The organism is Leifsonia poae (assembly GCF_027921845.1).
GTDB classification, from domain to species: domain Bacteria; phylum Actinomycetota; class Actinomycetes; order Actinomycetales; family Microbacteriaceae; genus Leifsonia; species Leifsonia poae.
In genome coordinates this window covers 967,048-991,906 of the sequence record NZ_BSEN01000015.1, presented here as the reverse complement: position 1 = coordinate 991,906, position 24,859 = coordinate 967,048, and the positions used below count along the sequence as shown (strand labels likewise).

Sequence of the window (24,859 nt, the reverse complement as noted above, 5' to 3'; positions counted from 1 at the left end):
GTGCAGCGAGCGGTCGTTACACGCCGAAGTACAGCTCGTACTCGAACGGGTGCGGACGCTGCGCGAGGGGCTTGATCTCCTTCTCGCGCTTGTAGTCGATCCAGGTCTCGATGAGCTCCGGGGTGAAGACGCCGCCGGCGAGCAGGAAGTCGTGGTCGGCCTCCAGCGCGTCCAGGGCCTCGCCCAGCGAACCGGGGACCTGCGGGATGTTCTTGGCCTCCTCGGGCGGGAGCTCGTAGAGGTCCTTGTCGACCGGCTCGTGCGGCTCGATGCGGTTCTTGATGCCGTCGAGGCCGGCCATGAGCTGAGCGGCGAACGCGAGGTACGGGTTGCCCGAGGCATCCGGTGCGCGGAACTCGATGCGCTTCGCCTTGGGGTTCGTGCCCGTGATCGGGATGCGGATGGACGCCGAACGGTTACCGGCCGAGTAGACCAGGTTGACCGGGGCCTCGAAGCCGGGGACCAGGCGGTGGAACGAGTTCACCGTCGGGTTCGTGAAGGCGAGCACAGCCGGGGCGTGCTTCAGCAGGCCACCGATGTACCAGCGGGCCAGGTCGGACAGGCCGCCGTAGCCGGCCTCGTCGTAGAACAGCGGCTTGCCGTCGTTCCACAGCGACTGGTGCGTGTGCATGCCCGAGCCGTTGTCGCCGAAGAGCGGCTTCGGCATGAAGGTCGCGACCTTGCCCCACTCCTGCGCCGTGTTCTTCACGATGTACTTGAACTTCAGGATGTCGTCGGCCGCGTGCACCATGGTGTCGAAGCGGTAGTTGATCTCGGCCTGGCCGCCGGTGCCGACCTCGTGGTGCGCGCGCTCCAGGATGAGCCCGGCGTCGATCAGCTTGAGCGAGATGTCGTCGCGGAGGTCGGCCTGCTTGTCGACCGGCGAGACGGGGAAGTAGCCGCCCTTGTACGGGGTCTTGTTGGCGAGGTTGCCGCCCTCTTCGACGCGGCCGCTGTTCCAGGCGCCCTCCTCGGAGTCCACGGAGTAGAAGCTGGAGTTCTGCTTCACCTCGTAGCGCACGTCGTCGAAGATGTAGAACTCCGCCTCGGGGGCGAAGAACGCGGTGTCGGCGATGCCGGTGGAGGCGAGGTACTTCTCAGCCTTCTTGGCGACCTGACGCGGGTCCTTCGCGTAGATCTCGCCGTTGCGCGGGTTGTAGATGTCGAAGACCATGATGAGCGTGCGCTCGGCGCGGAACGGGTCGACGTATGCCGTCGAGACATCCGGGATGAGCTGCATGTCGGACTCGTGGATCGACGCGAAGCCGCGGATGGACGAGCCGTCGAACAGCTGGCCGACGGAGAAGAACTCTTCATCAACGGTCGACGCGGGGATGTTGAAGTGCTGCTGGACACCGGGCAGATCGGTGAAGCGGATATCAAGGAACTTGACGTCAGTGTCCTTGATGAACTTGAGCACCTCGGAAGAATCACGGAACATGCGGAGGACTCCCAAATGGGTTGAAGCGGGGCGGACTGCGCGTGCAGCCCGAGTCCCAACCTAGGGGGAGGGAGTTTCCCCGCGGTGACGCAAATGTTTCCGGCATGTTACGCGTACCCCTGGCCGGTAAACTTGCGAGGGTGCCCCAGAATCCCTCCGCCTCCCGTTCCGGCGACATCGCACCGAGCAGATATCCCGGGCAGCGCCTCGGTCTCCCCGAGGAGGGCCGCGGCTCCGTGGGCCGCGCCGGGCGCCGGATCGGCGCCCTCGTCATCGACTGGGGACTGGCGTATCTGATCTCGTGGGGCCTGTTCCGTCATGACGGAACAGCGGACGGCTGGACGACCCTCGGCATCTTCGCCCTGATGCAGATCGTCTTCATCCCGACGATCGGCGGCAGCATCGGCCACCGCGTGTTCGGGATGCGCGTGGTCGCGCTCAAGGGCGGCTGGATCGGGATCTGGCGGCCCATCGTGCGCACCCTGCTGCTCTGCGTCGTCGTGCCGGCCCTGGTCTGGGACTCCGATCAGCGCGGTTTCCACGACAAGATCGCTGGGACGGTCCTCATCCGCGCCTGAGCGCGGCGGGTCAGCCCTGAGCGCGGCGGGTCAGCCCTGAGCGCGGCGGGTCAGCGGGAACGCTGCGCGCGTACCTTCATCGGGTCGATGCCCTTGGGGATCGGCATCGGGTTCTCGAGCGACTGCAGACGGTTGCTGATCGCCATGACCTCGGCCTTGGTGAGCGTCGGCTTGATCTTGGCGAGCGTGCGCGGGATCTTGTGCAGCGGCACCGAGTCGGCATCCGGACCAACGCTGATCGTCGTGACCGGTACGTTCGGGAGCACGCGGTTGACGCTGCGGCGCTGCTCGTCGAGCATCCGGACGGTGCGGGTCTTGGGACCCTCGCTGATCAGCACCACGCCGCCACGGCCGACGGCGCGATAGACCGCGTCCTGCGTCTTGCCGTTGACCGCGATGGGCATCTCTGACCCGCGCCAGCTGCGCTTGAGCGAGCTGCGCAGCACGGCGCCGACGGCACCGGGCTGACCCTCGATCTGCGAGTAGGCGGCACGCTCGGCACGGCGGCCGAGGATGATGAGCGCGATGAGCACGCCGGCCAGCAGCCCGGCGACGATCCAGAGGATCATCGTGAAGACGTTGCCGTCGGACAGGAAGATCGACAGGAGAACGCCCACGATGATCGGCAGCACGAGTCCGCCGACGATGTATGCGACGGCCCGGTTGTCGTAGCGGCGGGTCATCTGGAAGACCTGCCACATCTGCTTCAGACGGCCGGGCTCCTTGGTGGACTTGTCCTTGCGTGCCATAGGTCTAAGGATACCGGCAAGACCGGGCTCGGCGTGACCTCGTTCGCGTTCAGGAAACCGCCTGTGCGAACCCGAGTGACGCGTCGGCCAGCTGCTGCAGTTCGGGTGGCACCGGACGGCCCTTCGCCTGCATCGACTGGGCCCACAAGCGCCCGGCGCGGTAGGACGATCGCACGAGGGGACCGGCGAGCACCCCGAGGAATCCGATCTCCTCGGCTTCGTGCTTCAGCTCGACGAACTCGTCCGGATGCACCCAGCGCGCCACCGGCAGATGCCGCGCACTCGGGCGCAGATACTGGGTGATCGTGATGATGTCGGTTCCGGCGTCGTGCAGGTCGCGAAGCGCCTGGCTGACCTCGTCGCGCTCCTCGCCCATCCCGAGGATGAGGTTGGACTTCGTGATGAGCCCGGCAGCGCGTCCCTGGGTGATGACGTTGAGGGAGCGGTCGTAGCGGAACGCCGGCCGGATCCGCTTGAAGATCCGGGGCACGGTCTCGACGTTGTGCGCGAACACCTCCGGCTCGGCCGAGAACACCTCGCCGAGATAGTCCGGGTTGCCGGAGAAATCGGGTACCAGGATCTCGACGCCCGTGCCGGGGCTCTGCCGATGGATCTCGCGGATCGTCTCGGCGTACAGCCACGACCCCTCGTCGTCCAGGTCGTCGCGGGCGACGCCGGTCACCGTCGCGTAGCGCAGACTCATCCGCGTGACGGACTCGGCGACGCGACGCGGCTCATCGGTGTCGTAGTCGGCCGGCTTGCCGGTGTCGATCTGACAGAAGTCGCAGCGCCTGGTACACTGCGCTCCGCCGATGAGGAAGGTCGCCTCGCGGTCCTCCCAGCACTCGAAGATGTTCGGGCAGCCGGCCTCCTGGCACACGGTGTGCAGGTCTTCGCTCTTCACCAGCGACTGCAGCTGCCGGTACTCCGGCCCCATCTTCGCCTTGGTCTTGATCCACTCGGGCTTGCGCTCGATCGGTGTCTCGGCGTTGCGGACCTCGAGACGCAGCATCCGGCGTCCCTCGGGTGCGGCGCTCACGCGACGGCCGCCAGTTCCTGCTCGAAGCGGGCCTGGACGAGCGGCGCGACGTCCTGAGGCGTCACCGTGCGGCCGAGCACGCGGCTGATCGAGGTGATCCCCGCATCCCGGATGCCGCAGGCGACGATGGCGTCGTACGCCTCGAACCCGTTGGAGCAGTTCAGGGCGAAGCCGTGCATCGTCACCCCCTCGGCGACACGGATGCCGATCGCGGCGATCTTCTCGTCGCGCTGCACCCCGCGGATCCAGACGCCGGAACGGCCCTGCACCCGCTCGCCGGTCACGCCGAGGTCGGCGAGCACGTCGATGAGGATGCCCTCGAGCCGGCGGACGTATCCGACGACGTCGATCGGTTCGGCGAGATGGAAGATCGGGTACCCCACGAGCTGACCCGGCCCGTGCCAGGTGATCTTCCCGCCGCGGTCGACATCGATGACGGGTGTTCCGTCTGTCGGCCTTTCGTCGGGCTCGGTTCGCTTGCCGGCGGTGTACACCGACGGGTGCTCGAGGAGGATGACGGTATCGGGCGCCCGGCCTGCGACGACAGCGGCGTGCAGGGCACGTTGCTGTTCGAGGGCCTCGAGATACGGCACGGAGTTGGCGCTTAGCCCCGTGACGATAAACGCGGTCACCGGGTCAGTCTATGCGCTCGCCGGTTCTCCACAGTCCACTTCGACCGCGCGTTGTGCACCGACGTGCGTCGGACGGTTGCCGGTCCGCGGGAGCTGGACTGGGATGGAGTCATGGCGCCGACACCCGCACTCGACCTCGCGCGTCGCGCCTCGGCCCTGGCCGCTCAGCACGACTGGACGACGCTGGCGACGCTGGCAGCCGATGAGCGCGAACTGCGTCAGCTCGTGCTCCCGTCCGGTGCTGCCTTCCCCGTGGAACTCTGGCTGCAGACGCCGTCGCCGGATGCGCACACCAGGGTGCAGACGGAGATCGAGCTCGCGGCCCCCGGCGCGTCCGAGCATCTGCTCGGGCTCGTCGAGGTGGTGACGGAGACGACACGGCGCCGCGAGCTGAGGGGGACGACGGTGGTGCCCGCCGTGCTTCGCGAACACGCCTCAGGCGGGCTGCTCGCCGACCTGCTCGCGCACCGCACCTACCTGAGGGCGGGGGAGGTGGCCACGGTCCTGCTCGGGGTGGCAGCGGGGCTGTCGGCCCTGAACGAGCGCGGCTGGGCCCACGGGGCGCTGACCACGCGGTGCGTCGTGTTCCGGCACGACTCCTGCCCGGCGCTCGCGTCCCTGGCGGGAGCGCGCCGTCTGACGGCGGACAGCGCCGACGGCGACCGCCGCGGCTTCCTGCGCCTCGCAGACCGGTTGGCAGGCTCCCTCCCGAGGGCCGATGGTGATCGGATCCTGGAGGCGATCCGTGAGCCGCTCCGGTCGGGGAGCTGGGAGTCCGTGTCCGACGCGGTGGCGGTCGCGGTCGAGCCCGAGGCGGTGTTGATTCCCGTCGGGAGTGGCGACGTCGCCGGTCCGGACACTCGGCCGACCGCCGCGCTGGCGTCGCACGCCGTGCCGTCGCGGGCCATGGCTCCGCACGCGGGGATGCTCGACACAGTTCTGGAGGGGCACCCGATCGCGGCGATCGTGCAGCGGGTCACCGGATGGCTCGGCACGCGCAGGAAACTGGTGGCCGTGGCCGTGACGCCGATCGCGCTGGCAGCTCTCGCGGTGGCGATGGTGCCCCCGGACGCCCCGACCTCTGGCGCGGTTCCGCCGGCGTCTCCCGCCCAGGATGCCCCGTCAGGCGCCGTGTCCACACCCTCGGCCTCCGCGTCGTCTCCGCGGGCAACAGCGACGTCCATGGCCTCAGGTAGCAGTGGTGGTGGCACGGGCGATCAGCGGCTGCGATCCGATGATCCGGTGGTCGCGGCAGCGGGCCTGCTTGCCGCCCGGCTGGCCTGCTTCCGTGCCGCTTCCAAGCCGTCGTGCCTCGAAACATCGCTGAGGGTCGACTCGGCGTTGTACCGGGAGGATGCCGCCGCGCTCGGTGCGGTCGGGGCGGACGTGCTCCGGGACTTCTCGGATGCCCGCCTGGCGCTGGTGCAGCGCTGGGGCGATGCGGCGCTGGTGTCGGCGACACCGTCTGCCGCGCAGAGCGGGGCGAGCGGGAAAAGCGAACCGGCCTCGGTCCTGATGGTCAGGAACGAGGCCGGTTGGCGCTTACGTGATGTCTATCGCGATTAGATGCCCAGGTTGCCGGCGAAGTCGCCGCCCTCGAGGCGGTTCTTCACCGCGACGAGGAAGCGAGCGGCGTCGGCACCGTCGACGATGCGGTGGTCGTACGACAGCGCAAGGTACACGGTGGAGCGGATCGCGATCGAGTCGGATCCGTCGGCCGAGATGACCACGGGCTTCTTGGTGACGATGCCGGTGCCCAGGATCGCGACCTGCGGGAGGAAGACGACCGGGGTGTCGAACAGCGCGCCACGCGAACCGGTGTTGGTTAGCGTGAACGTGCCGCCGGCCAGCTCATCCGGCTTGAGGCGGTTCTCGCGGGTGCGCTCGGCGAGGTCCGCGATCTCCGCGGCGAGCCCGGCGAGGTCGAGCTCGGACGCATTGCGGACCACGGGGGTCAGCAGGCCGCGCTCGGTGTCGACCGCGATCGACATGTTCTCGTGGTCCGGATAGACGATCGAGTCGCCGTCGATCGTGGCGTTGATGACGGGGTACGTCTTCAGCGCCTCGGCCGCCGCCAGAGCGAAGAACGGGAGGAACGAGAGCTTGACGCCCGTCTTGGCCTGGAAGTCGGCCTTCACCTTGTCGCGGAACGCGGCGACCTTGGTGACGTCGACCTCGACCACGGTGGTGAGCTGAGCGGACGACTGCATCGAGACGACGGCGCGCTCGGCGACGACCTTGCGCAGACGCGACATCGGCTGGGTCGTGCCGCGCAGCGGCGAGACCTCGGGAGCCGGTGCGGCAGCGGGTGCTGCTTCGGCCGGGGCGGCCGCAGCAGCGGGAGCAGCAGCCGAGAGGATGTCCTCCTTACGGATGCGTCCGCCGACACCGGTGCCGGTGACGTTCGCGAGGTCGATGCCCTGCTCGTTCGCCAGCTTGCGGACGATCGGGGTGACGTAGCCCGCGTTGCCGGCGTGTGCACCGCCCGACGATGCTGCGGGAGCAGGCGCGGCGGCGGGAGCAGGCGCCGCGGCGGGCGCCGGAGCAGCGGCAGGAGCAGCTGCCGCGGGTGCCTCGGCGGGGGCGGCCGCCGGAGCGGGCGTCTCCGCGGCGGGGGCCGGAGCCTCAGCCGGAGCCGGAGCCTCCTGAGCGGGCGCAGGCGCCGCAGCCGGAGCGGCAGCGACCGGAGCCGGTGCCTCGGCAGGTGCCGGAGCCTCTGTCGGAGCGGCCTCTGTCGGAGCGGCCTCTGCCGGTGCGGCCTCGGCAGGCGCGGCCTCGGCAGGCGCAGCCTCGGCAGGTGCCGGAGCAGCCTCGGCCTCAGCGGCCGGCGCGGCCGGAGCCTCGCCACCGCCGGAACCGTCGCCGATCGTCACGAGCGCGGTGCCCACCTCGACGGTCTCGTCCTCCTGCACCAGGATCGCCTCGATCACGCCGGCGATCGGTGACGGGATCTCGGTGTCGACCTTGTCGGTCGAGACTTCGAGCAGGGGCTCGTCGACCTCGACACGGTCGCCAACGTTCTTCAGCCAGCGGGTGACCGTGCCTTCCGTGACACTCTCACCGAGTGCCGGGAGGCTGACGGATTCGCTCATGAGCTTGTCTCCTTCAAACCAATTCGTTCAGTAGCTTATTGCAGTCGCGTCGACGATCGACGGACCTAAAGAGTGTGCAGCGGCTTGCCCGCCAGGTAGAGGAAGGCCTCTCCGAGCGACTCGTTCTGCGTGGGGTGAGCGTGCACGAACGGAGCGATGTCCTCCGGGTACGCCTCCCAGTTCACCGCGAGCTGTGCTTCGCCGATGAGCTCGCCGACGCGGGCACCGATCATGTGCACGCCGACGACGGGGCCGTCGACCACGCGGACGACCTTGACGGAGCCGCTGGTGCCGATGATCTCGCTCTTGCCGTTGCCGGCGAGGCTGTAGTCGTAGCTCGACACCTTGTCGGCGCCGTACTGCTCGACCGCCTTGGCCTCGGTGAGGCCGACCGACGCGACCTCGGGGTCGCAGTAGGTGACCTTGGGGATGTTGACGTCCGCCACGACGATCGGGTTCAGGCCCGCGATCTCCTCGGCGACGAAGATGCCCTGCTGGAACCCGCGGTGCGCGAGCTGCAGGCCGGGGACGATGTCGCCGACGGCGTAGACGCCCGGGATGTTCGTGTGCAGGCGCTCGTCGGTGATGACGAAGCCGCGGTCCATCGTGACGCCGACCTCTTCGTAGCCGAGGTTGGCGGTGTTCGGGCCGCGCCCGACGGCGACGAGGAGCAGTTCGGCCTCGACGGTGTCACCGTTCTCGAGCGAGACGACGACGCCGTCTTCGTTCTGGGTGACGCCGGCGAACCGCACGCCGAGACGGTAGTCGATCCCGCGGCGCCGGAACGCGCGCTCGAGGGACTTGCTGATGGCCTCGTCCTCGTTGGGGACGAGGTGGGGGAGGGCCTCGATGATCGTGACCTCGGCGCCGAACGACTTCCAGACGCTGGCGAACTCGACGCCGATCACACCGCCGCCGAGCACGGCGACCTTCTTGGGAACGAAGTCGAGCTCGAGCGCCTGCTCGCTGGCGATGACACGGCCGCTGATCTCGAGCCCCGGAAGGGAGCGGGAGTAGGAGCCGGTGGCCAGGATGACGTTCTTGCCGACGATGGTGTTCTCGCCGACCTGCACGGTCGTGGGGGAGACCAGACGGCCCTCGCCCTCGATGACCGTGATGCCGCGAGCCTTCACCAGGCCCTGCAGGCCCTTGTACTTCTTGGCGATGATGTTCTGCCGGTATTCGGTGACACCGTTGATGTCGATGCCCTGGAACTCCGTGATGATGCCGTACTTCGACGACTCACGCGAGTAGTCGGCCACCTCGGCGGCGTGAAGCAGCGCCTTGGTGGGAATGCATCCTCGGTGCAGGCAGGTGCCTCCGACCTTGTCTTTCTCGATCATGCCAACGGTGAAACCGAGCTCGGCCGCACGCAGCGCTGCTGCGTAGCCTCCACTTCCACCGCCGAGCACCACAATGTCAAAGTTCTGCTCAGACACCCAGCTACTCCCTCGCGCATCAGGATTCGTGACACGACCCTGCCCCGAGGGATCACTCGTGGGCAGGCGTTGATTCGGCAAGATTTTCTTGCCTCTACGACCCTACTACTTCCGTGAAAAGTCCTCGGCCAACCGGATGAGCGCACGGACGGTCACGGCGGTCGGGCCCTTGCCGGTGAATCCGTAGGGCGCGGCCGGACCCTTCGCCGGTCCGGCGATGTCGAGGTGGGCCCACGGGATGCGGGGCGAATCCTCCGCATCTCCTGTGCGTCCGACGAACTCCTGCAGGAAGACTCCTGCAAGGAGCATCCCGCCTGCCGTGTTGCCGGGGTTCGCGTTGGCGATGTCGGCGACGTCGGAGTTGATGGTCGCACGCAGCTCGCCAGGGAGCGGCATCGGCCAGAGCAGTTCGCCACTGGTCTTGGCCGCGTCGAGCACCCGCTCGACGAGGGCGTCCTCACCCATCACAGCGGCGTAGCGCGTGCCGAGAGCGACCATGGCGGCACCGGTCAGGGTGGCGACGTCGACGATCGCATCCGGCTTCTCCTCGCTGGCGGCCACGAGTCCGTCGGCCATCACGAGGCGCCCCTCCGCGTCGGTGTTGAGCACCTCGACGGTGCGGCCGCCGCGGATGCGGAGCACGTCGTTCGGCCGGATCGCCGAGCCCGACGGCATGTTCTCCGCGATGCAGAGCCACGCGGTCACGGTCACGGGGAGGGCGAGACGAGCGGCGGCGAGCGTCACGGCCAGCACGGTCGCGGCGCCGGTCATGTCGTACTTCATGCCGACCATGCCGGTCGGCGGCTTGAGGGAGAGCCCGCCGGTGTCGAAGGTGATGCCCTTGCCGACGAGGGCGAGGTGCGCGGTCGAACCGGCGGGGTTGTAGGTGACCTTCACCAGGCGAGGGGGCCGGGTGGAGCCCTGACCGACACCGAGGATGCCGCCGAAGCCGTCGGCGGCGAGCTGCTTCTCATCCCAGACGGTCACGTCGACGGGGAGGCCCTGCGCATTCGAGCGCGCGGCCTCGGCGAGCGTCTCGGGATAGAGGTCGAGAGGAGGCGTGTTGACGAGATCCTTCACCAGGGCGACGGCCTCGGCGACGGCGGTCGCCCGCGCCACGAGCTGGTCGCCGTCGGCGCTCGAGCCGAGCACCTCGATGGTCGCGACCGGTGTCTTCGTCGCCGACTTGGAAGCCTCGCGATAGGCGGTGAAGGCGTACGAACCGAGAGCGGCGCCCTCGAGAACCGCGCCGAGCTGCTCGTCACCCTCGACCGGGAACGCGATGCTCACCGATCCCGTGCCCGCGAGCTGCCGGATGCCCGACCCGGCGGCATACCGCAGCGCGTCCTCATCCACCGCGTCCGGAACGCCGATCACGGCGATGGGCGTGCCGCCCTCGAGGCCGGGCAGTCGCACCAGCTCGTCGCGTCCGCCCGTGAACCCGATCGCGTCCAGCTGAGCTGCGACGGCCTCGTAGCCCTCCACGGCGAACAGGGTGGCGGTCCCGCCGGACAGGCGGGCGGCGATGAGCACGATGTCGGACGAGGAAGAAGGAGTGGCTGCGGGGGAGAGCGAGAGAGAAGGAACCGTCATGCATCGAATCTACCGCCCGGGGCCGCGAGCCCCCTGTTCGCTGTGGGCGTGAGGCTTCGCGGCCTGTTCGCAGGATTCGCCCGCAGGGGTCGGCCTAGAGTTAAAACATGCACGATCCTGGCGAACTGTACGACCGCAATCCGGCCCTCGAGGTCCCGGAGGGTCTCCACCTGGTCGCCGGCCTCACCGGGTTCGCCGACGCGGGCTCCGGCGTGAGCCAGCTCGGCACCTACCTTCTCGGAACGCTCGACACCGACGTCGTGGCGACGTTCGACGCCGACATCCTGCTCGACTACCGCGCGCGCCGCCCGATCATCTACTTCGATCAGGATCACCTCACCGACTACCAGCCGGCGACGCTCAAGCTCTATCTGGCGTACGACGAGCTGCGCCAGCCGTTCCTCCTCCTCTCCGGCTTCGAGCCAGACTTCCAATGGGAGCGCTTCACGCAGGCCGTGCTCGGGCTGCTGGACGAGCTCAAGGTGAAGAGCGTCACGTGGGTGCACGCCATCCCGATGCCGGTGCCGCATACCCGCCCGATCGGCGTCACGGTCAGCGGCAACCGCTCCGAGCTGATCGAGACGATGTCGATCTGGAAGCCGCACACCCAGGTGCCGGCGAATGCGCTGCACCTGCTGGAGTACCGGCTGCAGCAGCTGTCGTACCCGATCGCCGGGTTCATCCTGCTCATCCCGCACTATCTGGCCGACACGGAGTACCCGGCCGCCGCCATCACGGCGCTCGACAGCATCAGCGCAGCGACCGGCCTGATCTTCCCGACCGACCGGTTGCGGCAGGAGGACAGGGAGTTCATCGCGAACATCGACGAACAGGTCGCAGGCAACGCCGAACTGGCGCGGCTGGTGGGCACCCTCGAGGAGCGCCACGACAGTTATATGGAAGACAACCAGCTGCGGTCCCCTCTGACCGACAGCGAGGGGGAGCTGCCGTCGGCCGACGAGATCGCCGCCGAACTCGAGAACTTCCTCGCCTTCCGCCGTCACGGCGACGACGAGCCGGGCGGTCCGGCCGCTTCCTGACCGGATGCTCCGCCGACCCGTCGTCGAAGCAGGGCCCACGCACGGGAGCCTCCGCGACGGTAATACGCTTGACGGGTGAACTCGCGTCGATCCTGGCTGATTTTCGGGGTCGGCGTCTTCGCCTATCTCATCGCCGTGATGCAGCGCACCACGATCGGTGTCGCCGGTGTGGCCGCGACCGAGCGCTTCCACAGTTCGGCCTCGGTGCTCTCGACGCTCGCGGTCGTGCAACTCGTCGTCTACGCGGCGATGCAGATCCCGGTCGGCGTGCTGATCGACCGGGTGGGCTCCCGCTGGCTGATGGCGTTCGGCACGGCGTTCATGGTCGCCGGCCAGATCACGGTCGCCTTCGCGCCGACGATCGGCGTCGCGATCGCGGGGCGCATCCTGGTGGGCGCCGGCGACGCGACTGTCTTCACCTCTCTGATGCGCCTGACGAACTCCTGGTTCAGCGGACGGATCGTGCCGCAGCTCTCGCAATGGATCGGCAACATCGGTCAGCTCGGGCAGGTCCTGTCCGCCATCCCGTTCGCGCTGATCCTGCACCAGGCCGGATGGACCACCGCCTTCCTCACGGCGGCGTCCCTCTCGGTGATCGCCTTCATCGGGATCGTCGTCGTGATCAGCGACCGTCCGGTCGGCTCGCTGGAGGGTCCGCGACCGGCCTCCTGGGCGGAGTCGATGCGGCAGCTCCGGGTCAGTCTGGCCCGGCCGGGCACGCAGCTCGGGTTCTGGTCGCATTTCGTGACGCAGTCGTCCGGAACGGTGTACAGCCTGATGTGGGGGCTCCCGTTCATGGTCTACGCGCTCGGGATCGATCCCGCCGAGGCGGCCGGGCTGTTGATCGTCCCGGTGGTCGCCGGGCTCATCGCCGGGCCGATCCTCGGCCTGCTGACGGCACGTTTCCCGTCACGACGCAGCAACCTGGTGCTCGGGATCGTCGGGTTGATGGGGGTCACCTGGGCCTTCGTGCTGCTCTGGCCGGGCGTCCCGCCGCTCTGGATGCTCATCGTGCTGCTCGTCGTGCTCGGGATCGGCGGCCCCGGCTCGCTGATCGGCTTCGACTTCGCCCGCACCTTCAACCCGTTGCGCAGCCTGGGATCGGCGAACGGGATCGTGAACGTCGGCGGCTTCCTCGCCAGCTTCATCATGATGTTCCTCATCGGCGTCGTCCTGGACACCGAGAATTCGATCCACGTCGCGGCCGGCCAGCCGTCTGATCTCTACGCGTTCGACTCGTTCCGCTGGGCCTTCGCGGTGCAGTACGTGATCGTGGGGATCGGCGTCGGGTTCCTCCTGCATGCACGGCGCCGCACCCGGCGCCGTCTCTCGGAGGATGAGGGAATAGAAGTGGCCCCGTTGTGGGTTGCACTCATGGAGGCGTGGAGAGGCCGCAGGGGCCGGACGGCCCGCTGAGAGCGCCGGGAACGGCTGCTGAGGTTTGGTCGGGGGCGGCCGGGATTCGTGCAATAATTGTAGTTCGGACCCGTTCATATCCAGGGGCTCGGAGCATTTGACGATGCCCGGCGAAAAGACCCAGGACTTGACATGGGTCTTAGTAATGTCCGCACGCAACCTGAGCCAGGCCAAGGCGCGAACTCGGCCCCTCCGCTTGGTATGAAAGGTGTTCACATGGCAACCCGTGCAGCAACGAAGACTCCGACGGCCGATCCGGCCGTCGACGAGGTGACGACAGCGACCGCGAAGGCGGCCGTGAAGCCCGCCGCGAAGAAGGCCGCGCCGAAGGCGACGGCGAAGCCCGCCGCGAAGAAGGCGGCGACCAAGCCCAAGGGCCGCGCCGCCAAGAGCGACGACGACGAGGTCGGCGACGACGAAGCGGTCGAGATCGACGAAGTGGAGACGGCGGAGGACGCCACCGAGACCGAGGGCGACGATGCCGAGGTCAAGGCGGAGGACACCGACGACGACACCGAGAAGCCGGCAGCCGTCGAGGAGCCCCTTCCGACGGGCGCGCTGGTACTGCGCGCCGTCGACGAGGACGACGACATCCCCGTCTACTCCACCGCGATCACCGGCGCCACCGCCGACCCGGTCAAGGACTACCTGAAGCAGATCGGTAAGGTCGCCCTGCTGAACGCGGCCGAAGAGGTCGAACTCGCGATGCGCATCGAGGCCGGACTGTTCGCCGAGGACAAGCTCGCGAACACGCCGAACATGCCCAAGGAGCTCGAGCGCGAGCTGCGCTGGGTCGCCCGTGACGGCCAGCGTGCCAAGAGCCACCTGCTCGGCGCCAACCTCCGACTGGTCGTCTCGCTGGCCAAGCGTTACACCGGCCGTGGCATGCAGTTCCTCGACCTGATCCAGGAAGGCAACCTGGGCCTCATCCGTGCCGTCGAGAAGTTCGACTACACCAAGGGCTTCAAGTTCTCGACCTACGCCACCTGGTGGATCCGTCAGGCGATTACCCGCGCGATGGCCGACCAGGCGCGCACCATCCGTATCCCGGTGCACATGGTCGAGGTCATCAACAAGCTCGCCCGCGTGCAGCGCCAGATGCTCCAGGACCTGGGTCGCGAGCCCACGCCCGAAGAGCTGAGCCGCGAGCTCGACATGACGCCGGAGAAGGTCATCGAGGTGCAGAAGTACGGCCGCGAGCCGATCTCTCTGCACACTCCGCTCGGTGAAGACGGCGACAGCGAGTTCGGCGACCTGATCGAGGACACCGAGGCGGTCGTGCCGGCCGACGCGGTGGGCTTCACGATGCTGCAGAAGCAGCTCGAGAGCCTCCTCGACTCGCTGTCCGAGCGCGAGGCGGGCGTGATCCGCATGCGCTTCGGTCTCGGCGACGGAATGCCGAAGACGCTCGACCAGATCGGCGACACCTTCGGTGTGACGCGTGAGCGCATCCGCCAGATCGAGTCGAAGACCATGGCGAAGCTGCGCCACCCGTCGCGTTCGCAGTCGCTGCGCGACTACCTCGAGTAGGCCGGGGGAGTGCGCTACAGACTGGCCGTCATCGCCGGTCGCCTCGCCCGCTGGCTTCTGCGCCTGCGCGGCGGGGGATCGGCTGTGCCCGGCAGGGTCGCCCTGGCGATCGCGCCGCGTTTCTTGGAGCGGTCGGTCAGCCGGCTTCCCCTCGGCGTCGTGTTCGTCTCCGGATCGAACGGCAAGTCCACGACGACCAACATGCTCACGGGCATCCTGCGTGAGCACGGTCTGAACGTCTTCACGAACCCGTCGGGAGGCAACCTCCCGCAGGGCATCGCCTCCGCTCTACTGGCGAGCGTTCCGCTCGACGGGTATGTGCGCGGCGATGTCGGGGTGATCGAGGTCGACGAGGCCTACGGCGTCGATCTGGCGACCGTGCTCAAGCCGCGGGCGTCGTTGCTGCTCAACGTGCAGATCGATCAGCTGAACCGCTTCTTCGAGCCCACCCGCGTGGTCGGGATGCTCCGTACGATCGGCGCGCGATCGTCCGAGTTCGTCGTGGTGAACGCCGATGACGACAGCCTGGCGCGCGTGGGCGCCGAGCTCGCCGCCGAGGGTCGCGACGTCTCGACCTTCGAGGTCGCTCCTGCTCTGATCGCCGCGTCGCCGAACGGGCTCGCGAACGTCGAGGACTTCTCGGGCGTCGCCTCCGGCACGCTCCCGCCGCCCACCGTCACCGTCGCGTCCCTCGGCGCCCGCACGGCGTCGCTCGACCTCGCCGCTGCCGGGCCGTCGACACCTGCTTCGAGCGTCGAGATCGCACTGCCCGCGCGGGGCCTGCACTACGCGGTCGACGCGGCCGGCGCGACGGCGATGGCCCGCCGCCTTCTCGGCGACCGGTTCCGTGCCGACGCGGTGACCAGGGCGATGACGTCGCTCCGCACCGTCTACGGACGCGGCGAGACGCTCCGGGTCGGCGACGAGGACATCGAGATCATCATGATGAAGAACCCGCCGAGCCTGCAGCTCAACCTCGACTACCTGGCGGAGGCCCCAGAGCAGGTGTTCGTCGCCGTCGACGAGGGGACGCCGGACCCGTCGTGGGTGTACGACATCGATCTCTCGTCGATCGCGCACGTCGACGTGATCTCGGGCACCAAGGCCTGGCAGTTCGCGACGCGCTTCGGCTATGCGGGCATTCCGGTCGGATCCGTCGTGCCGGAGCTCCGGCCGGCCCTCAACGCCTTCCTCGCGCTGCCCAAGCCGTCGCACGGCACCAAGACCATGATCGTGAACTACGAGCAGATGATGCTGATCCGCAAGCAGCTCGGCTTCCTCGACCTGGAGGGCGGCGAGAAATGACGGCGTTGCGCATCCTGCACCTCTACCCGCGCGAACTCGGGATCAACGGCGACGTCGGCAACGTGACCGCGCTCGTCGAGCGCGCCCGGTGGCGGGGGATCGAGACCGAGGTCGTGACGCACGAGGCCGGCGTCCGGCTCCCCGACGACATCGACATCGTGCACATCGGCAGCGGCCCGCTCTCGTCGCAGCGCGTCGTGCTCGAGGACGTCCAGCGCATCGCGCCCGCCCTGCGGGCCTGGCGCGACGGCGGAGTCCCCGTTCTGGCGATCGCCGGAGGCTGGCAGCTCCTCGGTTCCGAGCTCGTGACGAGCGACGGCGAGCGACTGGCCGGTGCCGGTGTGTTCCCGACGCGCGCGACGCTGGGCGCCGAACGTCACGTGGGCGAGATCGTCGTGCGCACCTCCGAGGGAACGCTCGCCGGCTTCGAGAACCACTCCGCGACCACCGTGCTCGAGGGCGCCGAGCCGCTCGGCACCGTCATCAGCGGCTTCGGAAACGAGGCGTCGTCGTCCGAGCGGTACGAGGGCGTGCGCATCGCGGCTGCGATCGGCACGCACCTGCACGGTCCGGTGCTCCCGATGAACCCGTCACTCGCCGACCGGATGCTCGGCTCTGCGCTTGCGCTCCGTGGCACGTCCGAGCCGCTGGCGACGACGAGCGAGCTGGAGCACGTCGACCGGTTCGCCGCGAACGCGCGCCGCGCCATCGCCGATCGCCTCGGGGTCAAGCTCGGCTGACGGCTGACGGCTGGGTCAGCCGAGGTAGACGCGGGGGACACGCTGCGCGACGCCGGTGACCATCTCGTCAGCGATCGTCTCGGCCCAGTCCGCCCATTTCTCGGCGATGACCTCGCCATTGACGCCGGGGCCGAACAGCGTCGCCGTGTCTCCCACACGAACCCGATCGCTGCCCATCTCGACCAGCATCGAGTCGACCTCCACCGCGACCACCTGTCGCGGGATGCCGCCGATGGCGACGTGCGCCTTCGCGATGCCGAGAGTGGGCACGCCGTCGCCGTAGCCGATGGCGATGCGGGCGTGCGAGGTGCCGCCGACGTGGATCTCCGTCACCGGAGCCTCCAGCCGCATGACCGGCACCAGACCCAGATCGGCTCCCGTGCTGTCGTCGAACGGGGAGATGCCGTACGCGGCGATGCCGAGACGCACGAGGTCGAAGCGGGCCTCCGGCATCCGGATGCCCGCGGAGCTGGCCGCCAGGTGCAGGATCTCGAACCGGGCGCCGCGCTCCTCGGCGATCGCCACGGCGGCGCGGAACTCGCCGAGCGCCTTCTCGTCGTCGTCGATGGAGGCGTCGGCGAGGTGCGACCAGGCGGCCCGGATGCGCACCACGCCCTGCTCCTGCAGGGCCACGGCGGCATCGATCAGACCCGGCCATTCCTCGATGGTGGCGCCATTGCGGCTGAGGCCGGTGTCGACCTTGAGATGGATCACGGCGGGACGGTCCGCCGCGGCGGCGGCGATCGCGTCGAGTTGCCAGCGCGCGGAGACGCCGAGTTCGATGTCGGCCTCGATGGCGGCGCGGAAGTCGGCGTCGGGTCCGTGCAGCCAGGCCAGGAGCGGCACGGTGATACCGGCCCCGCGCAGCACCAGGCCGGCCGGGATCTCCAGGACGGCGAGGGAGGTCGCACCCGATTCGAGCCCGGCGCGGGCGATCGGGAGGAGGCCGTGCCCGTAGGCGTCGGCCTTGACCGCGAGCATCACCTCGGACGGCGCGATGAGTGCGGCGAGGTGGGAGACGTTGTGCCGCAGTGCGGCGAGATCGATCACAGCGCGCGGCAGCGGTTCGGCGATGGCGTCGGTGATCGTCATGCGCGGTACACCCTCTCGATGCGGGTGCCGAGCCGGCTGGTGATGACGGGGGCGGCGATGCCGATCACCCGGGCCCAGTCGGCGACGCTCGGTTCGCCGCGCACCGGATCGCCGAAGAGAACGGCGTGGTCACCGGGCTCGGCGGAGTTTCCGTCGAGATCGACGACGAACTGGTCCATCGCGATGCGGCCCGTCACGCGGCCGGTGAAGTCACCGACACGCACCGGCGCCTTGTTCGAGGCGACGCGCGGGATGCCGTCGGCGAACCCGAGGGCGACGAGCGCGAGGCTCGTCGGCTGCGCCGTGCGGTAGGTGTAGCCGTACGAGACACCGCGATCGGCGCCGACGTGCTTGACGGCGATGACCTCGCCGACGAGCCGGAGCGCGGGCAGTCCGCGTGCCTCGTCCAGGCCGAACAGCTCGGTCCCGATGAGGGGGCCGCGGGTGGACCGGTCGTCGACGCTCGCGACGACGGCTCCGCTCAGACCGGCGTCTGCAAGCGCGGCTGCGTCTTCGTACCGGGAGACGAGAAAACCGCCGACCCCCGCATCCGACAGCGCACGTGCCACGGGGATGAGCCCGTGTCCGTACGCGTCGGCGCGGAGGTCGGCGGTGGAGTCGGTGAGCGGTGAACCGCTGTCTGCTGCGTTACGGACGATTCGTTCGAGGTCGACGAACGCGTGCCTGTGCACACTCGTCGGCCGCGAATCCATCGTCAGCAGTCAGGGGGAACGTCGCGGAGCCTACGCGCGCTGGTCCTCGAAGAGACGCGCGGTCTCGTCGTGCCAGCTGTGCGCGATCTCCGACAGCTTCTCCTGGTGCTTCTTGCCGTGGTGAGCGCAGAAGAGGAGCTCGCCGTTATTGACGACGACGCGGATGTACGCCTGTGCTCCGCAGCTGTCGCAACGGTCGGCCGCCGTCAGTTGCGGCCCCGATGCGAGCTCGTCAACCGCACCGTTCTCCGTGGTGATCGTCGACATGTGATGCTCCTTTCAGATCGCAACCCGTGAACTCGATACCTCTATAGAACCACGTTCTCACGGGAACACTGCGTGATTTGCCTGCTATTTCGCTCAACGCGTAGCCCATGGGCCGTGGGTGTCGGTGGCGGGCGCCGGCCCGAAGACTCCGTAGGCTGGAGGGTGGGATGGCGCCAGCCCCCTCATCAGCACCCGCGGCGCCTCGACTTCTGCAAGGAGCGCTCGTGGCGAGCTCAGATTATTCGGCCAGACACCTCTCCGTCCTCGAGGGACTGGAGGCGGTGCGCAAGCGCCCAGGCATGTACATCGGCTCGACCGACTCGCGCGGTCTCATGCACTGCCTCTGGGAGATCATCGACAACTCGGTCGATGAGGCGCTGGCCGGTCACGGCTCGACGATCGACGTGATCCTGCACTCCGACGACAGCGTCGAGGTGAGGGACACCGCCCGCGGCATCCCCGTCGACGCCGAGCCCAAGACCGGGCTGTCGGGCGTCGAGGTCGTCTTCACGAAACTCCACGCCGGCGGCAAGTTCGGCACGGGCTCGTACGCCGCATCCGGTGGTCTGCACGGCGTCGGAGCATCGGTCGTCAACGCGCTCTCCGAGCGGCTCGACGTCGAGGTCGACCGCGACGGTAAGACCTGGGCGATGTCGTTCCACCGAGGCGAGCCCGGCATCTTCGACGACGGCAAGAACGAACCGAGCCCGGATGCCCCCTTCACGCCGTTCGTGAAGAACAGCGAGCTGCGGGTCGTCGGCAAGGTGAAGCGCGGCGTCACCGGCACGCGCATCCGGTACTGGGCCGACCGTCAGATCTTCACCAAGGGTGCGGACTTCCAGGGCGACGACCTGATCGGCCGCGCGCGTCAGACCGCGTTCCTCGTGCCGGGACTCACGATCACCATCGACGACAAGCGGAGCCCCGAGGGGGAGAAGACCGCGTTCGAGTACCAGGGCGGCATCTCGGAGTTCGTCGATTTCCTCGCCCCCGACAGCCCGATCACCGAGACGTGGCGGCTCACCGGCGAAGGCCACTTCACTGAGACGGTTCCGGTGCTCTCCGACTCGGGTGCGATGCTTCCGACCGAGCTCAAGCGCGAATGCCAGGTCGACATCGCGCTGCGCTGGGGCACCGGATACGACACCGTGATGCGCAGCTTCGTGAACATCATCGCCACGCCCAAGGGCGGCAGCCACCAGACCGGCTTCGATCAGGGCATGCTGAAGTTCCTGCGGCAGCAGGTCGAGCAGAACGCGCGCCGCCTCAAGGTCGGCAACGACAAGCTCGAGAAGGACGACGTGATGGCCGGCCTGACCGCTGTGCTCACGGTGCGCCTGCCCGAGCCGCAGTTCGAGGGCCAGACCAAGGAGATCCTCGGCACCCCGGCGGTGCGGGCGATCGTGGCGCAGGTGGTGCAGAAAGCGATGTCCGAGCGGTTCGGGTCGTCCAAGCGCGACGACAAGGCGCAGTCCGCGCTGCTGCTCGACAAGGTCGTGGCCGAGATGAAGTCCCGGATCTCGGCGCGCGCTCACAAGGAGACGCAGCGCCGCAAGAACGCGCTCGAGACGTCGTCGCTGCCGGCCAAGCTCGTCGACTGCCGGTCGAACGACGTCGGCAACAGCGAGCTCTTCATCGTCGAGGGCGACTCGGCGCTCGGCACCGCCCGGCGCGCCCGCGACAGCGAGTACCAGGCTCTGCTGCCGATCCGCGGCAAGATCCTCAACGTGCAGAAGGCCTCGGTCTCCGACATGCTCTCGAACGCGGAGTGCGCGGCGATCATCCAGGTCATCGGCGCCGGATCCGGGCGCAGCTTCGACCTGTCGACGGCGCGCTACGGCAAGGTCATCATCATGAGCGACGCGGATGTCGACGGAGCGCACATCCGGACCCTGCTGCTCACTCTGTTTTTCCGTTACATGCGCCCGATGATCGAGGAGGGTCGCGTGTTCGCCGCCGTTCCTCCGCTGCACCGAGTGATCGTCATGAACCCCGGCACGAAGCCCAACGAGACGATCTACACGTACTCGGAGGCGGAGCTGCAGGCCGTGCTCGCGGACCTGAAGAAGCGCGGCAAGCGATACCAGGAGCCGATCCAGCGCTACAAGGGGCTGGGCGAGATGGACGCCGACCAGCTGGCCACGACGACGATGGACCGCCACCACCGCACGCTGCGGCGGGTGCGCGTTCCCGACGCCGAGCAGGCCTCCGCGGTCTTCGAGCTGCTGATGGGCAACGATGTCGCGCCGCGCAAGGAGTTCATCATCGCCGGAGCGGACGACCTCTCCCGCGCCCGCATCGACGCCTAGCGCGAGCACCGGCTCACGCGATCGAGTCCGAACTTGTTGCGCCGAAATCCGGCGTGTCGGAGCAACAAGTTCGGACTCGATCGCGTGGGTGCGATCGCACGTGGGTGCGAGCGCAGGCGCGTATGGGCGCGGGTGCTGGGCGCGGGGCGCTAGGCGCCGAGGCGGCGGCCGATCGAGCTGACGACCATGTCGAGCGGGGTGCCGGAGGCGTCGCGGCGTGAGCCGCCCTCTGGAAGCACGCGCGCGGCGCCGTCCGGCCCGACGGCGAGGGCGGGGGCCCGGCCGGCCCAGGCGAGCGCGACCTCCGTCTCGCCCTTGAGGAAGCGCTGCGAGCGGACACCGCCGGTCGCGCGTCCCTTAGCCGGGAACTCCGAGAAGTCGCTCACCTTGCCGCTGCCGGGGTCGGCGCCGAGCAGCGTGTCGCCGCCCGTGGCGATCGTCACCACGACGACCTCGTCGCGCTCCTCGGCCGGGATGCTCGTGAAGTGGACGACCCGCGCATCCGCGCCGAGGTTGATGCCGGCCATGCCGCCGGCGGCGCGCCCCTGGGGGCGCACGGCGGACGCCGGGAAGCGCAGCAGCTGGCTGTCGCTGGCCACGAACACGAGCTCGTCGGTGTCGTCGCCCTGCACGGCGCCGACGACCGCGTCGCCGGGCTTGAGAGCGATGATCTCGAACTCGGGCTTGTTCGCCCAGTCGCCGGCCGTCACGCGCTTCACGACGCCCTGCCGGGTGCCGAGCGCGATCGACTTCGGCGAGGTCAGGGAGACCACGGCGAGGATCTTCTCCGAGCGATCGGCGAGGGCCAGGTAGTCGCCGACCTTCACTCCGGCGCCGAGCTGTACCGAGTTCACGGGCACGGCCGGCAGGTCGACGGGGGAGAACCGGATGAGCCGGCCCGTGTTCGTCACGGCGCCGATCTCGGTGCGCGTGGTGGTGTCGAGCTGCGAGAGGATCGCGTCGTGCTTGCTGCGCCGTGCCGGCGCGGCGATGCGGTCGAGGCCGCCCTCGTCATCCGGCTGCTGATCGACGCGCAGGATGCGGCCGGTCGTCGACAGGAGCACGCGGCAGGGCACATCCGCCACCTCGAGCACGACGGGCTGCTTGCCGCGCACCGACGCCGTGGCGATGGACGGGCGGGCCTCCGTGAGCAGCGTGCGGCGCGGCGTGCCGAACTTGGCGGCCACCTGCTCGAGCTCGTCGGAGACCAGCGCGTTGATGCTTTCGCGGCTGCTCAGCAGTTCCTCGAGCTCGGCGATCTCCGCCTCGAGCTGGGCCTTCTCGTTCTCGAGCTCGATGCGCGAGAACTTCGTGAGGCGGCGCAGACGCAGCTCGAGGATGTAGTCGGCCTGCAGTGTGCTGAGGTCGAAGACGTCCATCAAGCGCGTGCGTGCCTGCTCCGTGTCGTCGCTGGTGCGGATGACCTGGATGACCTCGTCGATGTCGACGATGGCGATGAGCAGACCCTCGACCAGGTGCAGCCGTTCTTTGCGGCGGGCGAGGCGGAACTCGGAGCGGCGCGTGACCACGCGCACGCGGTGGTCGATGTAGACGGTGAGGAGCTCGCGGAGCCCGAGCGTCTGCGGGCCGCCCTCGACGAGCGCGACATTGTTGATCGAGAAGCCGTCTTCGAGCGGCGTGTGCCGGTAGAGCTGCTCGAGCACAGCCTCGGGGCTGAAGCCCGTCTTGATGCCGATGACGAGCCGGAGGCCGTGCTGGCGGTCGCTGAGGTCGGTGACGTCGGAGATGCCGGAGAGCTTCTTGGAGTTGACGCCGTCTTTGATCTTCTCGATGACCTTCTCGGGGCCGACGAGGTAGGGGAGCTCCGTGACGACGAGCCCGCTCTTGCGCGCGGTGATCGACTCGACCGAGACCTTGGCCCTGGTCTTGAAGCTGCCGCGGCCGGTCGCATACGCGTCGCGGACGCCGGCGAGGCCGACGATGGTGCCGCCGGTCGGCAGGTCGGGACCGGGGACGTACTCCATGAGGTCATCCAGCGTGGCATCCGGATTCGCCAGGAGGTGGCGGGCCGCCCCCACGACCTCGATGAGGTTGTGGGGCGCCATGTTGGTGGCCATGCCGACCGCGATGCCGCTGGCGCCGTTGACGAGCAGGTTGGGGAAGGCCGCAGGCAGCACGTCCGGCTGCATGAGCTGGTTGTCGTAGTTGGGGACGAAGTCGACCACGTCTTCGTCGAGGTCTTCGGTGAGCGCGAGCGCGGCCGCGGCCAGACGGGCCTCGGTGTAGCGCGGGGCGGCCGGGCCGTCGTCGAGGGAGCCGAAGTTGCCGTGGCCGTCGATCAGGGGAACGCGCAGCGTGAAGTCCTGCGCCATGCGCACGAGGGCGTCGTAGATGGCGCTGTCGCCGTGCGGGTGCAGCTTTCCCATCACTTCGCCGGTGACGCGCGCGGACTTCACGTGTCCGCGGTCGGGCCGCAGCCCCATCTCGGTCATCTGGTACAGGATGCGCCGCTGCACCGGCTTGAGTCCGTCACGGGCATCCGGGAGGGCGCGGGAGTAGATCACCGAATAGGCGTACTCGAGGAACGAGCCCTGCATCTCGGTCGTGACGTCGACGTCTTCGATGCGTTCGGTGGTGCCCGCGCCGGGCTGGTCGTCTGTCGGTGTCATTCGTGCAATCTCGGGAAGGGAGAGGGGTCTCACGGTGCCGGCCCCGTTCGTCGTGCGCCACCTCGTGCGGTCGGACGCCGTATGACAAACTGGGCCGGATGCCCCCCATGCTACCGGCCGCCTTCACCACGCGTTCGAGCCTTGCCGCTGTTCTGCCAAGTTGCTCGGCCGCGCTCGCCGGTGAAGCCAACGAGCTGGACCTCCCGGCCGTCGATCACGCGGTCGTCATCGTCGTCGACGGACTCGGGGCCGCCGCGCTCCGCTCCCGCGCCGGTCACGCCAGGACCCTGGCGTCGCTCCTCGGCAAGACCACGACGATCGATGCCGGCTTCCCGACCACGACCGCGGCCGCGCTGGCCACCCTCGCGACGGGGACGTACCCGGGCGAGCACGGTCTCGTCGGATACAAGGTGCGGGATACCGTCAATGGTCGTCTCGTCAACCAGCTGAACGGCTGGGACGGTCGGCTCGATCCTGCGATCTGGCAGCGATCGCGCACCGTGTTCGAGGAGGCGGCGGAGAACGGCGTGCACAGCTGGGCGATCGGGATGCCGAAGCACAGCGACTCCGGGTTCACGCACGCGATCCTGCGCGGGGCCGAGTACGTCGGCGGTCGCACGATGGCGGAGCGCTTCGCCGAGGCCGAGCGGATCGTGCAGACGCCAGGTCCGGGGCTCACCTACCTCTACGTGTCTGAGCTTGACCAGCTCGCCCATGCGCGCGGCTGGGAGTCGCCCGACTGGACGGATGCCCTCGAGACCCTGGATGCGCTGGTCGCGTCGTTCAGGAGACGGCTCGGTCCGCGGCACGGCGCGCTGCTCACGGCCGACCACGGCGTGATCGATGTTCCGTCGAGCGGGCACGTGCTGTTCGACACCGCTCCCGAACTGGTCGACGGGGTCTCGGCCATCGGCGGAGAGCCGCGACTGCTGCATCTCTATCTCGAGACCCCCGGGGCCGAGGCGGCGACGCAGCTGGCCGAGCGCTGGCGCGACGTCGAGGGCGACCGCGCATGGGTTGCGACCAGGGACGAGGCCGTGGCGATGGGGTGGTTCGGTCCGGAGGTGGCTCCGGAGGTCCTGCCGCGCATCGGCGATGTGCTGGTGGCCGCCCGCAAGCGGATCGCCTATTACGACTCGCGCGATCCGTCACGCACGGGGCAGAACATGATCGGCCAGCACGGTTCGCTCACCGCCGACGAGACGCGTGTCCCGCTGCTCCGGTTCGGAGCGTTCGCGTCGAGTACGCGCTGAC

At 68.9% G+C, this 24,859-nt stretch carries 20 protein-coding genes; 9 read left to right on the top strand and 11 right to left on the bottom strand.

Translation table 11 applies throughout. The features are described 5' to 3' along the window. Positions 1-16: 16 nt before the first annotated feature. A complete protein-coding gene (gene glnA / locus PKE84_RS19510; protein ID WP_271178901.1) occupies positions 17-1,441 on the bottom strand; it encodes a type I glutamate--ammonia ligase in 1,425 nt (474 codons plus the stop codon). Between the two features lie 140 nt (positions 1,442-1,581). Between glnA and PKE84_RS19505 the strand changes: the two genes are divergently transcribed. Then, positions 1,582-2,019 carry an RDD family protein gene (locus PKE84_RS19505; RefSeq protein ID WP_271178900.1) on the top strand — a complete coding sequence of 146 codons (438 nt, stop codon included), beginning with the start codon at positions 1,582-1,584 and terminating at the stop codon, positions 2,017-2,019. A gap of 50 nt (positions 2,020-2,069) precedes the next feature. Here PKE84_RS19505 and PKE84_RS19500 read toward each other — a convergent pair whose 3' ends face one another. The 3 genes from PKE84_RS19500 to lipB are packed head-to-tail and all read right to left on the bottom strand — an operon-like array spanning position 2,070 to position 4,439. After that, the gene (locus PKE84_RS19500) at positions 2,070-2,768 is read right to left on the bottom strand and encodes a DUF4191 domain-containing protein (RefSeq protein WP_271178899.1); all 699 of its coding nucleotides are present in this window, start codon (positions 2,766-2,768) and stop codon (positions 2,070-2,072) included. A 49-nt stretch (positions 2,769-2,817) separates the two neighbouring features. Then, positions 2,818-3,807 (bottom strand): lipoyl synthase, encoded by a 990-nt coding sequence (lipA, locus tag PKE84_RS19495; protein ID WP_271178898.1) that lies wholly within the window; start codon positions 3,805-3,807, stop codon positions 2,818-2,820. Further along, entirely contained in the window at positions 3,804-4,439 is a 636-nt protein-coding gene (gene lipB / locus PKE84_RS19490) for a lipoyl(octanoyl) transferase LipB (RefSeq protein ID WP_271178897.1), read from the bottom strand. Before lipB ends, lipA begins: the two co-directional genes overlap by 4 nt. Before the next feature lie 111 nt (positions 4,440-4,550). On the opposite strand from lipB, the gene PKE84_RS19485 reads away from it, so the two are divergent. Then, entirely contained in the window at positions 4,551-6,005 is a 1,455-nt protein-coding gene (locus tag PKE84_RS19485; RefSeq protein ID WP_271178896.1) for a hypothetical protein, read from the top strand. Here PKE84_RS19485 and sucB read toward each other — a convergent pair. From sucB to PKE84_RS19470, 3 genes are all read right to left on the bottom strand, one after another. Next, positions 6,002-7,531, bottom strand: a complete 1,530-nt coding sequence (gene sucB, locus PKE84_RS19480; protein WP_271178895.1) for a 2-oxoglutarate dehydrogenase, E2 component, dihydrolipoamide succinyltransferase — start codon at positions 7,529-7,531, stop codon at positions 6,002-6,004. The genes PKE84_RS19485 and sucB overlap by 4 nt on opposite strands. A gap of 65 nt (positions 7,532-7,596) precedes the next feature. Next, positions 7,597-8,970: a dihydrolipoyl dehydrogenase gene (gene lpdA / locus PKE84_RS19475; RefSeq protein WP_271178894.1), complete on the bottom strand. Its 1,374-nt coding sequence runs from the start codon at positions 8,968-8,970 to the stop codon at positions 7,597-7,599. 105 nt (positions 8,971-9,075) lie between these two features. After that, positions 9,076-10,563 carry a leucyl aminopeptidase gene (locus tag PKE84_RS19470; RefSeq protein WP_271178893.1) on the bottom strand — a complete coding sequence of 496 codons (1,488 nt, stop codon included), beginning with the start codon at positions 10,561-10,563 and terminating at the stop codon, positions 9,076-9,078. A 107-nt stretch (positions 10,564-10,670) separates the two neighbouring features. On the opposite strand from PKE84_RS19470, the gene PKE84_RS19465 reads away from it, so the two are divergent. The 5 genes from PKE84_RS19465 to PKE84_RS19445 all read left to right on the top strand — a co-directional run bounded on the left by PKE84_RS19465 (position 10,671) and on the right by PKE84_RS19445 (position 16,594). Further along, positions 10,671-11,603: a proteasome assembly chaperone family protein gene (locus PKE84_RS19465; protein WP_271178892.1), complete on the top strand. Its 933-nt coding sequence runs from the start codon at positions 10,671-10,673 to the stop codon at positions 11,601-11,603. A gap of 75 nt (positions 11,604-11,678) precedes the next feature. Continuing rightward, positions 11,679-13,019 carry an MFS transporter gene (locus PKE84_RS19460; RefSeq protein ID WP_271178891.1) on the top strand — a complete coding sequence of 447 codons (1,341 nt, stop codon included), beginning with the start codon at positions 11,679-11,681 and terminating at the stop codon, positions 13,017-13,019. Positions 13,020-13,235: 216 nt separating this feature from the next. Then, positions 13,236-14,549, top strand: coding sequence for an RNA polymerase sigma factor (locus tag PKE84_RS19455; RefSeq protein ID WP_271178890.1), 1,314 nt, complete (start codon positions 13,236-13,238; stop codon positions 14,547-14,549). Between the two features lie 9 nt (positions 14,550-14,558). Then, positions 14,559-15,854: a MurT ligase domain-containing protein gene (locus PKE84_RS19450; RefSeq protein ID WP_271178889.1), complete on the top strand. Its 1,296-nt coding sequence runs from the start codon at positions 14,559-14,561 to the stop codon at positions 15,852-15,854. Continuing rightward, on the top strand, positions 15,851-16,594 hold the full coding sequence (locus tag PKE84_RS19445; RefSeq protein ID WP_271178888.1) for a type 1 glutamine amidotransferase: 744 nt from the start codon (positions 15,851-15,853) through the stop codon (positions 16,592-16,594). The genes PKE84_RS19450 and PKE84_RS19445 overlap by 4 nt, the downstream gene beginning before the upstream one ends. Positions 16,595-16,609: 15 nt before the next feature. Here PKE84_RS19445 and alr read toward each other — a convergent pair whose 3' ends face one another. The 3 genes from alr to PKE84_RS19430 are packed head-to-tail and all read right to left on the bottom strand — an operon-like array spanning position 16,610 to position 18,666. Next, positions 16,610-17,686 (bottom strand): alanine racemase, encoded by a 1,077-nt coding sequence (gene alr / locus PKE84_RS19440; RefSeq protein ID WP_271178887.1) that lies wholly within the window; start codon positions 17,684-17,686, stop codon positions 16,610-16,612. Next, on the bottom strand, positions 17,683-18,399 hold the full coding sequence (locus PKE84_RS19435; protein ID WP_271178886.1) for an alanine racemase C-terminal domain-containing protein: 717 nt from the start codon (positions 18,397-18,399) through the stop codon (positions 17,683-17,685). The genes alr and PKE84_RS19435 overlap by 4 nt, the downstream gene beginning before the upstream one ends. 30 nt (positions 18,400-18,429) lie before the next feature. Then, positions 18,430-18,666 carry a DUF7455 domain-containing protein gene (locus PKE84_RS19430; protein ID WP_223690763.1) on the bottom strand — a complete coding sequence of 79 codons (237 nt, stop codon included), beginning with the start codon at positions 18,664-18,666 and terminating at the stop codon, positions 18,430-18,432. Positions 18,667-18,890: 224 nt separating this feature from the next. Between PKE84_RS19430 and PKE84_RS19425 the strand changes: the two genes are divergently transcribed. Further along, positions 18,891-20,975 carry a DNA gyrase/topoisomerase IV subunit B gene (locus PKE84_RS19425; RefSeq protein WP_271178885.1) on the top strand — a complete coding sequence of 695 codons (2,085 nt, stop codon included), beginning with the start codon at positions 18,891-18,893 and terminating at the stop codon, positions 20,973-20,975. 149 nt (positions 20,976-21,124) lie between these two features. Here PKE84_RS19425 and PKE84_RS19420 read toward each other — a convergent pair whose 3' ends face one another. Next, positions 21,125-23,605 (bottom strand): DNA gyrase/topoisomerase IV subunit A, encoded by a 2,481-nt coding sequence (locus PKE84_RS19420; RefSeq protein ID WP_271178884.1) that lies wholly within the window; start codon positions 23,603-23,605, stop codon positions 21,125-21,127. A gap of 98 nt (positions 23,606-23,703) precedes the next feature. Here PKE84_RS19420 and PKE84_RS19415 point away from each other — a divergent pair, with 98 nt between their 5' ends. Continuing rightward, the gene (locus PKE84_RS19415; RefSeq protein ID WP_271178883.1) at positions 23,704-24,858 is read left to right on the top strand and encodes an alkaline phosphatase family protein; all 1,155 of its coding nucleotides are present in this window, start codon (positions 23,704-23,706) and stop codon (positions 24,856-24,858) included. Position 24,859: the final 1 nt, after the last annotated feature.

Bases quoted from the DNA above. Each gene is read 5' to 3' on its own strand.
- PKE84_RS19430 (WP_223690763.1), bottom strand. From the start codon at position 18,666: ATGTCGACGATCACCACGGAGAACGGTGCGGTTGACGAGCTCGCATCG.
- PKE84_RS19500 (WP_271178899.1), bottom strand. From the start codon at position 2,768: ATGGCACGCAAGGACAAGTCCACCAAGGAGCCCGGCCGTCTGAAGCAG.
- PKE84_RS19435 (WP_271178886.1), bottom strand. From the start codon at position 18,399: ATGGATTCGCGGCCGACGAGTGTGCACAGGCACGCGTTCGTCGACCTC.
- sucB (WP_271178895.1), bottom strand. From the start codon at position 7,531: ATGAGCGAATCCGTCAGCCTCCCGGCACTCGGTGAGAGTGTCACGGAA.
- PKE84_RS19485 (WP_271178896.1), top strand. From the start codon at position 4,551: ATGGCGCCGACACCCGCACTCGACCTCGCGCGTCGCGCCTCGGCCCTG.
- PKE84_RS19420 (WP_271178884.1), bottom strand. From the start codon at position 23,605: ATGACACCGACAGACGACCAGCCCGGCGCGGGCACCACCGAACGCATC.
- alr (WP_271178887.1), bottom strand. From the start codon at position 17,686: ATGACGATCACCGACGCCATCGCCGAACCGCTGCCGCGCGCTGTGATC.
- PKE84_RS19445 (WP_271178888.1), top strand. From the start codon at position 15,851: ATGACGGCGTTGCGCATCCTGCACCTCTACCCGCGCGAACTCGGGATC.
- glnA (WP_271178901.1), bottom strand. From the start codon at position 1,441: ATGTTCCGTGATTCTTCCGAGGTGCTCAAGTTCATCAAGGACACTGAC.
- PKE84_RS19415 (WP_271178883.1), top strand. From the start codon at position 23,704: ATGCCCCCCATGCTACCGGCCGCCTTCACCACGCGTTCGAGCCTTGCC.
- PKE84_RS19455 (WP_271178890.1), top strand. From the start codon at position 13,236: ATGGCAACCCGTGCAGCAACGAAGACTCCGACGGCCGATCCGGCCGTC.
- PKE84_RS19470 (WP_271178893.1), bottom strand. From the start codon at position 10,563: ATGACGGTTCCTTCTCTCTCGCTCTCCCCCGCAGCCACTCCTTCTTCC.
- PKE84_RS19465 (WP_271178892.1), top strand. From the start codon at position 10,671: ATGCACGATCCTGGCGAACTGTACGACCGCAATCCGGCCCTCGAGGTC.